Origin of the sequence: Amycolatopsis tolypomycina (assembly GCF_900105945.1) — a bacterium.
Lineage (GTDB): Bacteria > Actinomycetota > Actinomycetes > Mycobacteriales > Pseudonocardiaceae > Amycolatopsis > Amycolatopsis tolypomycina.
This window is the reverse complement of the sequence record NZ_FNSO01000002.1, coordinates 633,354-646,705: the sequence shown is the minus strand read 5'-3', so window position 1 is coordinate 646,705 and position 13,352 is coordinate 633,354. Positions and strand designations below refer to the sequence as shown.

Here is a 13,352-nt window from a genome sequence, read left to right as displayed (position 1 = left end):
ATGGACGAGAATTACGCACGGCGGCTGCGGAACTGGTTGCGTGCCGAACCCGGCGAGACGTCGGAAGAGCGCGAGTGGCTGCGCGGGATCCCCGAACCGGCCTCCGCCGAGCCGGACGCCGAACGGGCCGCCGCCGAGCCGGACGAGCAGGCCGGCACGCTCGGCACGCCCGACAGGTGGACGGTCCGCGGACAGCTGCCCGCCGAACCGGACGACGGCTGGGTGTGCCCGGTGATCACGCTGCCGGTCCCGCGCCCGTCCCGGGAAAACGGCTGCCGCGTCAGCGGAATCGAGCTCAGCTGGCAGAAACCCGGTGCGATGACCGACGCCGAGGCCCGGTCCCGCTGGAACCACCCCACCAACTGGCACCGCCGCCGCGCCGCCGAGGAGCAACGCCGGCGAGACGAGCCCGGGAGCCGCTGAATGGGCTGGAACAACCCACCCGTCCGCTGGACGGACCTCGCCCGCACCCTGGCGGGCGGCGTCCCACCCGGCGACCACGGTGACAGCCCCGCCTGGGGCCGCCACCGCGAGGGCTACCGGCGACCCGGCGACCTCCCCACCCGGCGCAACGACGACGGCGCCGAGACCGTCCGGGTCCCCTACGCCGAACTGCACTGCCACTCCAACTTCAGCTTCCTCGACGGCGCCAGCCACCCCGAAGAGCTCGTCGAAGAGGCCGCGCGCCTCCAGCTCGACGCCATCGCCCTCACCGACCACGACGGCATGTACGGCGTCGTGCGCTTCGCCGAGGCCGCCCGTGAACTCGGCGTCGACACCGTCTTCGGCACCGAACTCAGCTTCGGCCTCCAGGGCCCGCAGAACGGCGTCCCCGACCCGGAAGGCGAGCACCTCCTGCTGCTCGCCCGCGGCGACCAGGGCTACCGGGCCCTCTGCCGCGCCATCACCGCCGGCCAGATCCACCACCAGGCCGAAAAGGGACGGCCGATCTACGACCTCGGCGCGGTCGCCGAGGAGGTCGCCGGGCAGTGCGTGGTGCTGACGGGCTGCCGCAAGGGCGCGGTGCGCTCGGCCCTCGTCACGCACGGCCCGGCGGCCGCCGCGGAGAAGCTCGAAGAGCTGATCGACCGCTTCGGCCGCGACAACGTCTACGTCGAGCTCACCGACCATCGCCAGCCGCTGGACAGCACCCACAACGACCTTCTGACGCAGCTCGCCGGCGAACTGAACCTCCCGACCGTCGCCACCACCGCAGCCCACTACGCCCGGCCCGAACGCGCCCCGCTCGCCGACGCCCTCGCCGCGATCCGGGCCCGGCGGGGGATCGACGAACTCGAAGGCTGGCTGCCCGCCGCCGGCACGGCCTTCCTGCGCAGCGGCGCCGAAATGGACGTCCTGTTCCGGCGCTACCCGGGCGCGGTCCGGCGCAGTGCCCTGCTGGGCATGGAATGCGCGTTCCCGCTGAAGCTGATCGCGCCCGAGCTGCCGCCCTTCGACGTCCCCGACGGCTACACCGAGACGACCTACCTGCGCCACCTGACGGAAGAAGGCGCGAAGGAACGCTTCAAAGGCAAGGCCCACCAGGAAAAAGCGAACGAACAGATCGAGCACGAGCTCGCCATCATCGAAGAGCTGGGCTTCCCCGGCTACTTCCTCATCGTCTGGGACATCGTCCGCTTCTGCAACGACAACGACATCCTCTGCCAGGGCCGCGGCTCGGCCGCCAACTCGGCCGTCTGCTACGCGCTCGGCATCACGAAGGTCGACTCCGTCGCCTACGAACTGCTCTTCGAGCGCTTCCTCGCCCCGGACCGCGACGGCTACCCCGACATCGACCTCGACATCGAGTCCGACCGCCGCGAGGAGGCCATCCAGTACGTCTTCCGGAAACACGGCAGGCTGCGGACGGCCCAGGTCGCGAACGTGATCACCTACCGCGCCCGGTCGGCCGTCCGCGACGCCGCGCGGGCGCTGGGCTACTCGCCGGGCCAGCAGGACGCCTGGAGCAAGCAGATCGACCGCTGGGGTTCCCTGCAGAGCACCGAAAAAGACCACGACCACGACATCCCGGACGACGTCGTGCAGCTCGCCTTCGCCCTTGAAGACTTCCCGCGCCACCTGGGCATCCACTCCGGCGGCATGGTCATGTGCGCCGAGCCGGTGAGCCAGGTCGTCCCGGTCGAGTGGGCGCGGATGGAGAACCGCAGCGTCATCCAGTGGGAGAAGGAAGACTGCGCGGCCGCCGGGCTGGTCAAGTTCGACCTGCTCGGCCTCGGCATGCTCTCGGCGCTGCACTACATGATCGACCTCGTCGCCGGGTACAAGGGCGAAAAGGTCGACCTGGCCGAGCTCGACCTCGCCGACGAGAAGATCTACGACATGCTCTGCCGCGCCGACGCGATCGGCGTCTTCCAGGTGGAAAGCCGCGCCCAACTGGCGACGCTGCCGCGGCTGCAGCCCCGCGAGTTCTACGACCTCGCCGTCGAGGTCGCGCTGATCCGGCCCGGTCCGATCCAGGGCGGCTCGGTGCACCCGTACATCCGCCGCAAGCAGGGCCGCGAAAAGTGGACCTACGACCACCCGCTGCTGAAGAAGGCGCTGCACAAGACCAAGGGCGTGCCGCTGTTCCAGGAGCAGATGATGCAGATCGCACTGGACGTCGCGAACTTCACGGCGGCCGAGGCCGACCAGCTGCGGCACGCGATGGGCTCGAAGCGGTCGGACCGCAAGATGGAGCGGCTGCGGGAGGGGTTCCTCGCCGGTGCCGCCGCGAACGGCGTCGACGACGAGCTCGCGCAGAAGATCTTCCTGAAGCTCAAGGCGTTCGCCAACTTCGGCTTCCCCGAGAGCCACGCGCTGAGCTTCGCGCACCTGGTCTTTTCGAGCGCCTACTTCAAGTTCTACCACCCGGACGCGTTCCTCGCGGGCCTGCTGCGCGCGCAGCCGATGGGCTTCTACTCCCCGCAGTCGCTGGTCGCCGACGCGCGGCGCCACGACGTCACCGTGCACGGCCCGGACATCAACCGCAGCCTGCCGCACGCCACGCTGGAGGCGGGCACCGGGAAGTTCCACGACGTGCGCACGGGGCTGAGCACCGTGCGGAAGATCGGCGAGGACCTGGCGAAGCGGATCGTGGCCGAGCGGGAGGCCAACGGGGAGTACCGCGACCTGGCCGACGTCGCCCGCCGCGTCCGGCTGACCACGCCCCAGCTCGAGGCGCTCGCCACGGCCGGGGCGTTCGCCGGCTTCGGCGGGGATCGCCGTCAGGCGCTGTGGATCGCGGGCGCGGTCGCCGGGGAACGCCCGGAGAAGCTGCCCGGCCTGGTCGGCGCGCCGGCGCCGGTGCTGCCCGGGATGGACGGGCTCGACGTCGCGGCGGCGGACGTCTGGGCCACCGGGGTTTCCCCGGACAGCTACCCGACCCAGTTCATCCGCGACCGCCTCGACGAGCTCGGCGTCGTCCCGGCGAGCGGACTGGCCGAACTCGACGACGGCGCGCGCGTGCTGGTCGGCGGCGCGGTCACGCACCGGCAGCGCCCGGCGACCGCGGCCGGCGTCACCTTCCTCAACATCGAGGACGAGACGGGGATGGTCAACGTGATCTGCACGCTCGGGCTGTGGCAGCGCTACCACCGGGTGGCGCGCGGCAGCCCGGCGCTGCTGATCCGCGGCGTGCTGGAGAAGGCCGACGGCGTGGTCAGCGTCCTCGCCCACCGCGTCGAGCCACTGCCGATGCGCATCAAGGCGAAGTCGCGGGACTTCAGGTGAGGGGCCGCCGGACGATCGTGACGATTTCCGGGCTCGCGTCGGTCACCGGCGAGCGGTCCCAGTAGCCGTACTGCTCGTCGACGACAAGGCCGGCCTCCTCGACGAACGCGTTCAGCGAAGGGACGTCGAGGAAACGCAGGGTGCTCTCGCTGTACTGGGGCGCGTCCCAGCTCGGGCTCTCGTACGTCGCCTTGAACGTGACGTACCCGTTCTCGAACGGCCCGGCGTCGTTCCACGAGCGGACGTCCCCGGCTTCCCAGACGTGCGAAGGCGTCCAGCGCTCCCACGCGCGGGCGGCCGGGTTGCGGGTCTCGAAGCCGAACCGGCCGCCCGGCTTCAGCGCGCGGTGGATCGCCGAGAACGTCGTGCGCAGCTCGTCGTCGGTCAGCAGCACCTGGAACGCGTGCCCGGTCATCACCGCGAAGTCGAACTCCGCGGCCCAAGACGTGGTCGACAGATCGCCGAGCACCCATTCGACGTCGGTGCGGCGGCGGGCCTGGATGAGCATGCCCTCGGCGGGGTCGAGCCCGACGAGCCGTCCGGTGTGGCCGGATTCGCGGGCCCAGTGCAGGAGCGAGCCGGTGCCGCAGCCGATGTCCAGCACGGACTCCGCGGCCATGATCATCGGCAGGTAGAAGGCGAAGTCGCCACTGCTCTCCCGCGGGTTGAACGCGTCGTAGAGGGAGGCCAGGAACGGATCGACGTAGTCGTGGTCCGGCATGCCGCCAAACTAGTGATCACAGCGGTCAGGAATCGACCTATTTTCTTCGTAGCCTCGGCGCAGCGAACCGAGGAGGAAACATGGTCAAGCCCGTTCCCGACGGCTACACGACGGTCACCCCGTGGATCATCGGCCACGACACCGACGGCCTGCTCGACTTCCTGAAACGCGCCTTCGACGCCGAAGAACTCGGCCGGGTCGTCGGCGAGGACGGGAAGATCGGGCACGCCGAGGTCCGCATCGGCGACGCCGTGGTGATGGCGTTCGACTCGCCGGACGGCTGGGCCGCCACCCCCGCCTTCCTGCGGCTCTACGTCCCGGACAGTGAGGAGACGCAGCGCCGCGCGATCGAAGCCGGCGCCACCGAGGTCACCCGGCAGACCGTGCTGTTCTTCGGCGATCGCGTCGGACGCGTACGCGATCCCTTCGGCAACCTCTGGTGGATCCAGACGCGGCTGGAGGACCTGGACGAAGCCGAGCTGGCGCGGCGAGCGCAGCTGCCCGAGTACGTCGAGGCGATGGACTACGTCACGGGTTCGAGGCCCTAACCGCGGGTGTGGCACCCTGGGGCCGTGCTGGAGACCGGGGAGGACTACCGCGAAGCGGTGTTGTCCGGGCAGTGGTGGGAAAAGCGGCGGTTCACCGGCTGCGACTTCACCGGCGCGGACCTGAGCGGGCTGCGGACGCGCGGCTGCACCTTCGACGAGTGCGTGTTCACGCGGGCCGACCTGTCGCGCTCGCGGCACGACGCGTCCGCGTTCCGCTCGTGCACCTTCGACCGCACGGTGCTCGTCGAAAGCCGCTGGACGTCGTGCTCGCTGCTCGGCTCCTCGTTCCGCGACAGCGGGTTCGGCGGGATGGCGCTCACCGAGTGCGATCTCTCCCTGGCGTCGCTGGCGAAGGCGCGGCTGCGCAAGCTCGGGCTGTCGGGCCTGCGGCTGCGGGAAGCCAACCTGACCGAAGCCGACCTCACCGGCGCCGACCTCCGCGGCAGCGACCTGACCGGCGCCCGCCTGCAGGCCACGAAACTCGAGGGCGCCGACCTGCGCGGGGCACGTCTCGACGCCAACGCCCTGGTGCAGGCCGACTTGAAGGGCGCGGAGGTCGACGTCGAAACGGCGATCGCCTTCGCCGCCGCGCACGGCCTGGTCATCCGCTGAGACGACGAAGGCCCCGGCAGCGCGCCGGGGCCTTCGCGGGACTCAGTCGATCGGGGGTTCGCCCGGGTCGAGCTCGATCAGGTCGCCTTCGGCCAGCAGCTCCTCGATCGACGCCGGCAGCAGGTACGCCGACCCGCCGCCCGGCTGGTTGAACCACGGGATCGCGACGCCGGCCAGCGTCTCCAGCGGCCGCTGCACCCGGTAGACGTGGTACGGGCGGTTGACCCACTCCGGCACCAGCGACCGCTCGGCGAACGGGGTGCCCGCCGCGTACGTCAGGTTGCCGTTCGGGCCGCCGAAGCGGTCCAGTTCGCTGCCCGCGGGCAGCTCGCGCAGCTCCTTGCCGCGGAACAGCGTCAGCGGCGGCTCGCCGGCCAGCGGCCCGATCGGCCACTGCTGCTGGCCACCGCCACCCCCGCCGTTGACGGCCGGGCGGGCCGGTTCCTCCCGGCGCGGCGGCGCCGGCGGAGCACCCTGCGGCACCGGCGGAGCCAGCACCGTCGGCGCCGACGGCGGCTCGCGCCGCGGCGGTGCGGGCGGCGGACCGGCCTGCTGCGCCACGGGCGGCGGACCGGCCGGAGCGGGCTGACGCGGGGGCATCGGCGGCTCGTCGTCTTCGAGGTCGCCGAAGAGCTCCTCGGCGCTGGTGAACGCCGTCTGTTCCTGCGGCGGCACCGGCGGCTCGGGCTTGCGGACCGGGTACGAGCCGGTCGCGACCTCGGGCGAAAGCGTCGCGACGACCCGCTGCGGCGCCGGTTCCGGCTCGGGCTCGGGCTCGGGTTCCGGCTCCGGGGCGGGCGGCTCCTCGGCGGGCACGTGGCCCTCCGGGTTGAGCAGCACCTTGCCGAGCATGAACGCGGCGGCGTCCTCGGCGTCGCCGAAGACCGCGGGGTTGCTGAGCTTGCCGTCGTACCAGCCGACGCGCCAGCCGTCCTCGACCTCTTCGACGCTCCACCCGTGCTCGGCGGGTTCGCCCAGCTTGTAGCCGCTTTCGGGGATGTCGAGCTCGTCGAGCTTGGCCTGCAGGCCGGCGAGCACCGGGTGGTCCGGGGTCTCGCGTCGCAGCGCCCTGCGGCCCGGCCGGGGCGCCTCCGCCTGGGCCGCGGGTTGCGGGGCGGGCGGCTCCGGCACCGGCAGCACACCGGGGACTTCGGGCTGGGTGATCATGGTCGGCGGGCCCGGATCGAACGCGGGCTGCTCCGGCCGCCGAGCGGGCTGCCCCGGCGGCTGGAAGGCCTGCGGCGCCTCACCCTCCTGCCGCGGCGGCTGGAAGCCGGCGTGGGCGGGCTCTTCGTCGTGGCGCGGGGCCTGGAAGCCGGCGTGAGCCGGTTCTTCGTCGTGGCGTGGGGGTTGGAACGCGGCCTGGGCCGGGTCGTCGTGGTGTGGCGGTTGGAAGCTGGCGTGGGCGGGTTCTTCGTCGTGGCGTGGGGGTTGGAACGCGGCCTGGGCCGGGTCGTCGTGGTGTGGCGGTTGGAAGCTGGCGTGGGCGGGTTCTTCGTCGTGGCGTGGGGGTTGGAACGCGGCCTGGGCCGGGTCCTCGTGGCGTGACGGTTGGAAGCCCGCGTGGGCCGGGTCCTCGTCGTGGCGCGGGGCCTGGAAGCCGGCGTGGTCCGGGTCCTCGTCGTGCCTCGGGGACTGGAACGCCGCGTGAGCCTGCTCGTCGTCGTGGCGCTCGGGCCGGAAAGGCTCCTCGTCGTGCTGCGACGGCTGGTCGGCCTGGAAGGCGTGCGCCGGTTCGTCCGCCTGGCCGGTGTCGAAGGCGTGGCCCGCCTCGTCGTCCCGTGCCTCGTCCTCCCGGTGACCCGCCGGCTCCTCCCCGGGGAGTGCCGGCGACTCCTGCCCGATCGGCTGGTCGGGGACGTATTCGGCGGTCTCGTCGAGGTCGGGCACCCGGCCCGGTTCCGGCGCCGATCCGTTCGACCCGGCCGCGTGCTCCGGCTGCTGGGCGTACTCCGCTTCGCCGTACTGGTGATCCTCTTCGGCGAAGCGGTCGTCGAACTCCTGGTCGTCGTAGCGCTCTTCGGCCTCCGGCGCGTACTCGTGCTCCTCCGAGAGCGGCGCCTCCGCCGCCGGGGCGGGCGGTTCCTGGTGCTGCTGCGGCGGAGCGACCGGCGGGGGCGCAACCGGCGCGACCGGCGCAACCGGAGCGACCGGAGCGACCGGCGGACCGGCGGGCGCCTGCTGCACCGGAGGACCCTGCGGCGGCGGTCCCTGCGGCGGCAGGCCCTGGGGCGGCGGACCCTGGGGCGGCGGACCCTGCGGCGGCGGCCCGGCCGGGCGCTGCTGCGGCGGCGGCTGGTTGCCCCGGGTCAGGTACGCGGCGGCGGCCTGCAGCGTCGGCTCGTCCACCGGCGGCAGCTTGAAGCCGACCGAGCGGACGTGCTCGACCAGGTCCGGTTCGGGGGAAACGCCGTACTTGTGCAGGTAGAAGTTGACGGCGGCGGGCCAGATCCACTGGCCGTCGCTGTGGAAGGCGACCGGGACGGTGGCCTCCGGGGTCGCGGCCAGCCGGTCGATGTCGTAGCCGCGCTCGGGCACCACCAGCGGCGCGTGCTCCAGGTACTCCAGGAGCCTGTCCTGCTCGTCGACCTCGAGGTCGGGGCGGTTGATCACCGGGCGGCCCGCCGGGCCGACGGTGTCGAAGATCCGGGCGATCCGGAAGTGCGGCCCCGGCTGCTCCGGGCCGAGCCCGGACATCCGCCGGATCAGCCACTCGGGCACGTTGTCCTCGGTGCGCGGGAACATCCGCAGTTCGTCGGAGTAGGCCTGCGGCGGCGGCGCGAGGTTCCACACCGGCTCGTCGCGGTTGTACTCGAGGTTGTAACTGGACGGGTGGTCGAGCTGGTAGCGCGCGTTGAACCACGTTCCGCGGCCGTCGCGGTACATGCCGCCGCGCAGCCTGCCGAACAGGGTCGCGATGTCGTGGGTGGCGAGCCACTCGTGCACCGTGCCGTCCTCGGTGACGATCTCGCCGGCCAGCTCGTGGTACCTGCCGACGGCTCGGTACTCCGCGGTGACCTTGCGCCAGTCGCGCGGGGCGGCACGGAGCAGGGCAAGTCCGATCTGCTTGACCAGGGTGTCCTGCTCGGTCGCGTTCAGCTGCGTCGTCGGTTGTGCCACCCGCACATTTTGACTGCTCGCGCGCGCGAGTGCACCCCGCATGTGGGTTTTGCCGCCCGGTCACCCGGTGGTACCCGGTCTGACCTCGGGCGATGCGACGTGCGGTAGGTCACAGCTTGATCGCGGGCACCGTCGCGATTGGACCGTGTGGGGTAGCGATCAGTCTACGGGCTGCGACCACCCGCGCCTGGAAGCGACGCGCGGGGGTCGCTTTGCCAGAATGGGGCACGTGACGGCGAAGATTCTCGACGGCAAGGCCACCAAGAACGCCATTTTCGCGGAGCTCGAGCCCCGCGTCGCGGCCCTCGCCGCGAAGGGGGTGACGCCCGGCCTCGGCACCGTCCTGGTCGGCGACGACCCCGGGTCGCACTCGTACGTGCGGATGAAGCACGCCGACAGCGGCAAGATCGGCATCAACTCGATCCGCCGCGACCTGCCGGCCGACATCACCCAGGAGAAGCTCGAAGCCGTCATCGACGAGCTGAACGCCGACCCGGCCTGCCACGGCTACATCGTCCAGCTGCCGCTGCCGAAGCACCTCGACGCGAACCGCGTGCTCGAGCGGATCGACCCGGAGAAGGACGCCGACGGCCTCGCGCCGGTCAGCCTCGGCCGGCTCGTGCTGGGCCAGCGGGGTGCGCTGCCGTGCACGCCGTACGGGATCATCGAGCTGCTCAAGCGCCACGGCGTCGAGCTGAACGGCGCGCGCGTCACCGTGGTCGGCCGCGGCATCACCGTCGGCCGCACGCTGGGCCTGCTGCTGACCCGCCGCAGCGAGAACGCCACCGTGACGCTCTGCCACACCGGCACCCGCGACCTCGCCGCCGAGGTCCGCCGCGCCGACGTCGTGGTCGCCGCGGCCGGCGTGCCGGGGATCATCACGCCGGACATGGTGGCGCCGGGCGCCGCGGTGCTCGACGTCGGCGTGTCCCATGTGGACGGCAAGCTCACCGGCGACGTCCACCCGGGAGTCGCCGAGGTGGCCGGCTGGATCTCGCCGAACCCGGGCGGCGTCGGCCCGATGACCAGGGCGATGCTGGTCAGCAACGTCGTCGAAGCGGCGGAGCGCTCGGTCGCGGGCCGATGACGATGACCGAGGAGCGCCGGGAGGTGTCCGGTCACCGGCCGTCCCGGTTCAGCCAGCTCCCGTTCGCGGCGGTGCTGCTGGTGGTGGCCGTCGCGGCGCTGCGGATCTTCCAGTACCACTGGCGGGAGGGCACGGCGCTGATCGGCGCCGCGCTCCTCCTCGCCGCGGTGTTGCGGGCGGTGCTCCCGGCGGCCAGGGCCGGCCTGCTGGCCATCCGCGGAAAGCTCGTGGACGTGGTGACGTTCACGGCCCTCGCGGCGGCGGTCCTGTACGTGGCCCTGACGATCACCGGCGGCCCGTTCGGGTCTCCTTAGGACGCCAAAAAGGGCACTTTCACGTGAAAGTGCCCTTTTTGGTAGTGACTGTCAGGATGCGAGGGCGAGCTCACGCCGTTCGGCGCGGGCTTCGCGCCGGTCCAAGGTGCCCGAGACGATCGCCAGGGTGAGTCCGAAGACGGCCAGCAGCGCGCCGACCCAGTTCGGGGCGACCAGGCCGAGCCCGCCGGCGATGACGAGCCCGCCGAGGTACGCACCGATCGAGTTGGCGATGTTGAACGCGGACTGGACGGCGGCCGACACCAGGGACGGTGTGCCGCCCGCCTTCTCCATGATCCGCGCCTGCATCATCGGGCCGATCATGAACCCGGCGACGCCGACGAAGAAGATCGTGATCGCCGCGCCGATCTTGCCCTGCGCCGTGATCGTGAAGATGCCCAGCACCGACGCCAGCGCCAGCAGCGCGATGTACAGGCTCGGCATCAGCGCTCGGTCGGCCAGCCGGCCGCCGAGCAGGTTGCCGATCGTCATGCCGACGCCGGCCAGGGACAGCAGCAGCGTGACGTTCGACGGCGAGTAGCCGGCGACGTCCGTCAGCATCGGCGTGATGTACGACAGGCAGGCGAACACGCCGCCCAGCCCGAACGTGACGATCGCCAGCGCCAAATGCACCTGCGGCCGCTTGAACGCGCCGAGCTCGTTCCGCAGCGACGCGTCGGCCGGGGGCTTGCCCTGGTGCGGGACGAGCTTCGCGATGGCCGCGATGGCGACCAGCCCGATCACGGCGACCACGCCGAACGTGGCGCGCCAGCCGACCTGCTGGCCCAGCAGCGTGCCCAGCGGCACGCCGATGACGTTGGCCAGCGTCAGGCCGAGGAACATCAGTGACACGGCCTTGGCGCGTTCGCCCTGGCCGACGAGGCTGGAGGCGACGACGGCGCCGGCGCCGAAGAATGCGCCGTGGGGCAGGCCGGCGAGGAACCGGAACGCGACGCCGAACTCCTGGGTTGGCGACAGCGCGAAGAGGGCGTTGCCCAGCGTGAACAGGCCCATCATGGCCAGCAGCATGGTCTTGCGCGGCAGCCGGACGGCGACCGCGGTGAGCAGCGGGGCGCCGACGACGACGCCGAGGGCGTAGGCGGAGATGAGGTGGCCGGCGGTCGGGATGTCGACGCCGAAGTCGGCGGCCGCCTGGGGCAGCACGCCCATCATGACGAACTCGGTGGTCCCGATGCCGAAAGCTCCGATGGCGAGCGCGAGCAGCGCGACGGGCACGGCACTCCTTCCAAGGTGGGTAATCGATTACTCAGCCGATCACTGGATCGGTTCAGTACGGGGGCATAAAAGAAGACAGCCGATCGGCCCCAGCGCCGTGAGCTGCCTACGCCCAGTCCAACAAGCGAGGGGGCCTGTTGTCATCCCGATATCGGGTGACGATCCACACCGTAACGCCGTGATCAGCGCGGAGCGGCCAGCACGCCGTTCAGCAGGCCCGGGAACAGGGCGTCAAGATCCTTGCGGCGCAACGAGTTGTACCGTGTCGTGCCTTCCTGGCGGCCGGCCACGACACCGGCCTGGCGCAGGATGCTCAGGTGGTGGGTGATTGTGGACTTCGTCACCGGCACGGTCAGCCCGCTGCACGAGATTTCCTCGTCGGTCGCCGCCAGCTGGCGCACGATGGCCAGCCGGACGGGGTCGGCGAGGGCGCGCAGCACGCCTTCGACGGTGATCTCCTCCTGCGCCGGGTAGTAGAGCGGCGGCAGGGTCCCGTGCTTGGCCATGACGCCCATTGTACGACGCCGGTCGAAATTACGGGGTGAGTCGTAGTACGGTGACTGTCGAACTACGACGTTCGTCGAACCAATCCCTGCTTCGCTTGGGGGCCCAGCCCATGTCCGCACCTGCTCCTTCGAGGATCTCCGTCCTCGCGTTCGGCGCCTTCGGCGTCGGGACCAGCGGCTACATCGTCGCCGGGCTGCTGCCCGCGCTGACCGGCGAGCTGCACGTCTCGGCCACGGCCGCGGCGCAGCTCGTCACCGCCTTCGCCATCGCCTACGCGGTCGGCTCGCCACTGTTCGCCGCCGCCACCGGCACCTGGGAACGCCGCACGCTGCTGGTCGCGGCGCTCGCCGTCACCGGCGCCGGCAACCTGTTCGCCGCGCTCGCGCCCGGCTACGGCTCGCTCCTGGTCGCCCGGGTGGTGACCGCGGTCGGCGCCGCGGTGTTCACGCCCGCGGCCAGCGCCGTGGCGGCCGAGCTGACCGCTCCCGAACGCCGCGGCCGCGCCGTCGCGCTGGTGTTCGGCGGCCTGACGGTCGCGCTCATCTTCGGCGTCCCGCTCGGCAGCCTCATCTCGCAGCACCTCGGCTACCGGACGGCGTTCGCGCTGGTCGCCGCGTTCTCGCTGGTGAGCGCGCTGGCCGTGCGCCTGGCGCTGCCCACGGTCGCGGCGCCGCCGCGGGTGGGCCTGGCCGAGCGGTTCGCCGCGGGCCGCGACCCGCGGGTGCTCGTCATGCTGGCCACGACGGTGCTCGCCTGCCTGGCCGCGTTCATGGTCTACACGTTCGTCTCGCCGCTGCTGGCCGCGACCGCGAACGTGCACGGCACGACCGTGACGGTGCTGCTCTTCTGCTACGGCGTCGGCGGCGCGATCGGCAACTTCGCCGGCGGCCGGGCGACCGACCGCTGGGGCTCGCGCCGGCCGCTCCTCGTGGTCACGGTGGCCATCACCGCGGTGATGGCGTTGCTGCCGCTGACGACGGTGACGCCGGTCGCGGCCGGGATCTCGCTGTTCGTCTGGGGGCTGGCGACGTGGTCGTTCAACCCGCCGGTGCAGCACCGCCTGATCGAGCTTTCGCCGGGCCACGCCGGTCTGGTGCTTTCGCTCAACGCGTCCGCGATCTACCTGGGCGTCGGCCTGTCCGGCGTGGTCGGCGGCGCGGTGCTCGCTTCGGGCGGCCCGCTGCTGCTGCCCGAGGTCGCGGCCGCGCTGACGCTCGTGGCCCTGCTGCTGGTGGGCGCGGCGTGGGGGCGGGTCCGCGAGCCTCGGGAACAGGTCGCCGTCGGTTAGTCGGCGTGCGCCTGGACTTCGCAGTCGGGCCCGGGGTAGACGAGCCCCTCGTGCCCGTCGGCGAACCGCACCAGATAGGGCGGCGCGCCGTCGGGGCCACGGACTTCGAGGATCTCGCCACGCTGCTCGGCCGACCCGACCGTCCGGCCGTGCACCTGGATTTCGTCTCCTACTCCTGCGTGCATGGGCT

At 72.1% G+C, this 13,352-nt stretch carries 12 protein-coding genes; 7 read left to right on the top strand and 5 right to left on the bottom strand.

The window, feature by feature from the left end; translation table 11 throughout:
- Together BLW76_RS04640 and BLW76_RS04635 are read left to right on the top strand one after the other, a co-directional pair.
- Complete coding sequence (locus tag BLW76_RS04640) at positions 1-423, top strand: hypothetical protein (protein WP_091304599.1); 423 nt, start codon at positions 1-3, stop codon at positions 421-423.
- Positions 424-3,729, top strand: a complete 3,306-nt coding sequence (locus BLW76_RS04635; RefSeq protein ID WP_091304598.1) for an error-prone DNA polymerase — start codon at positions 424-426, stop codon at positions 3,727-3,729. It abuts the gene before it with no gap.
- Here the strand turns inward: BLW76_RS04635 and BLW76_RS04630 are convergent.
- The gene (locus tag BLW76_RS04630; RefSeq protein ID WP_091304597.1) at positions 3,722-4,450 is read right to left on the bottom strand and encodes a class I SAM-dependent methyltransferase; all 729 of its coding nucleotides are present in this window, start codon (positions 4,448-4,450) and stop codon (positions 3,722-3,724) included. The two genes, BLW76_RS04635 and BLW76_RS04630, sit on opposite strands and share 8 nt — an antisense overlap.
- 80 nt (positions 4,451-4,530) lie before the next feature.
- Between BLW76_RS04630 and BLW76_RS04625 the strand changes: the two genes are divergently transcribed.
- Together BLW76_RS04625 and BLW76_RS04620 are read left to right on the top strand one after the other, a co-directional pair.
- Complete coding sequence (locus BLW76_RS04625; RefSeq protein WP_091304596.1) at positions 4,531-4,998, top strand: VOC family protein; 468 nt, start codon at positions 4,531-4,533, stop codon at positions 4,996-4,998.
- A gap of 24 nt (positions 4,999-5,022) precedes the next feature.
- Complete coding sequence (locus BLW76_RS04620) at positions 5,023-5,610, top strand: pentapeptide repeat-containing protein (protein ID WP_091304595.1); 588 nt, start codon at positions 5,023-5,025, stop codon at positions 5,608-5,610.
- A 42-nt stretch (positions 5,611-5,652) separates the two neighbouring features.
- On the opposite strand, the gene BLW76_RS04615 is transcribed toward BLW76_RS04620, so the two are convergent.
- Positions 5,653-8,736, bottom strand: coding sequence for a TNT domain-containing protein (locus BLW76_RS04615; protein WP_091304594.1), 3,084 nt, complete (start codon positions 8,734-8,736; stop codon positions 5,653-5,655).
- Positions 8,737-8,959: 223 nt separating this feature from the next.
- Here BLW76_RS04615 and BLW76_RS04610 point away from each other — a divergent pair, with 223 nt between their 5' ends.
- The gene (locus BLW76_RS04610; protein WP_091304760.1) at positions 8,960-9,817 is read left to right on the top strand and encodes a bifunctional methylenetetrahydrofolate dehydrogenase/methenyltetrahydrofolate cyclohydrolase; all 858 of its coding nucleotides are present in this window, start codon (positions 8,960-8,962) and stop codon (positions 9,815-9,817) included.
- On the top strand, positions 9,814-10,131 hold the full coding sequence (locus BLW76_RS04605; protein ID WP_091304593.1) for a DUF3017 domain-containing protein: 318 nt from the start codon (positions 9,814-9,816) through the stop codon (positions 10,129-10,131). The genes BLW76_RS04610 and BLW76_RS04605 overlap by 4 nt, the downstream gene beginning before the upstream one ends.
- Positions 10,132-10,182: 51 nt before the next feature.
- Here the strand turns inward: BLW76_RS04605 and BLW76_RS04600 are convergent, their stop codons facing one another.
- On the bottom strand, positions 10,183-11,367 hold the full coding sequence (locus tag BLW76_RS04600; RefSeq protein WP_091304592.1) for an MFS transporter: 1,185 nt from the start codon (positions 11,365-11,367) through the stop codon (positions 10,183-10,185).
- 182 nt (positions 11,368-11,549) lie between these two features.
- Positions 11,550-11,873: an ArsR/SmtB family transcription factor gene (locus BLW76_RS04595; protein ID WP_091304759.1), complete on the bottom strand. Its 324-nt coding sequence runs from the start codon at positions 11,871-11,873 to the stop codon at positions 11,550-11,552.
- A gap of 110 nt (positions 11,874-11,983) precedes the next feature.
- On the opposite strand from BLW76_RS04595, the gene BLW76_RS04590 reads away from it, so the two are divergent.
- Entirely contained in the window at positions 11,984-13,162 is a 1,179-nt protein-coding gene (locus BLW76_RS04590) for an MFS transporter (protein WP_091304591.1), read from the top strand.
- Here BLW76_RS04590 and BLW76_RS04585 read toward each other — a convergent pair.
- Positions 13,159-13,347 (bottom strand): DUF1918 domain-containing protein, encoded by a 189-nt coding sequence (locus tag BLW76_RS04585; RefSeq protein ID WP_034285998.1) that lies wholly within the window; start codon positions 13,345-13,347, stop codon positions 13,159-13,161. The genes BLW76_RS04590 and BLW76_RS04585 overlap by 4 nt on opposite strands.
- Between the last annotated feature and the right edge of the window lie 5 nt (positions 13,348-13,352).

What these genes read in the sequence shown, in the direction of transcription:
- BLW76_RS04635 (WP_091304598.1), top strand. Translation starts at nt 424, where the DNA reads ATGGGCTGGAACAACCCACCCGTCCGCTGGACGGACCTCGCCCGCACC.
- BLW76_RS04640 (WP_091304599.1), top strand. Translation starts at nt 1, where the DNA reads ATGGACGAGAATTACGCACGGCGGCTGCGGAACTGGTTGCGTGCCGAA.
- BLW76_RS04595 (WP_091304759.1), bottom strand. Translation starts at nt 11,873, where the DNA reads ATGGCCAAGCACGGGACCCTGCCGCCGCTCTACTACCCGGCGCAGGAG.
- BLW76_RS04585 (WP_034285998.1), bottom strand. Translation starts at nt 13,347, where the DNA reads ATGCACGCAGGAGTAGGAGACGAAATCCAGGTGCACGGCCGGACGGTC.
- BLW76_RS04590 (WP_091304591.1), top strand. Translation starts at nt 11,984, where the DNA reads ATGTCCGCACCTGCTCCTTCGAGGATCTCCGTCCTCGCGTTCGGCGCC.
- BLW76_RS04630 (WP_091304597.1), bottom strand. Translation starts at nt 4,450, where the DNA reads ATGCCGGACCACGACTACGTCGATCCGTTCCTGGCCTCCCTCTACGAC.
- BLW76_RS04625 (WP_091304596.1), top strand. Translation starts at nt 4,531, where the DNA reads ATGGTCAAGCCCGTTCCCGACGGCTACACGACGGTCACCCCGTGGATC.
- BLW76_RS04605 (WP_091304593.1), top strand. Translation starts at nt 9,814, where the DNA reads ATGACGATGACCGAGGAGCGCCGGGAGGTGTCCGGTCACCGGCCGTCC.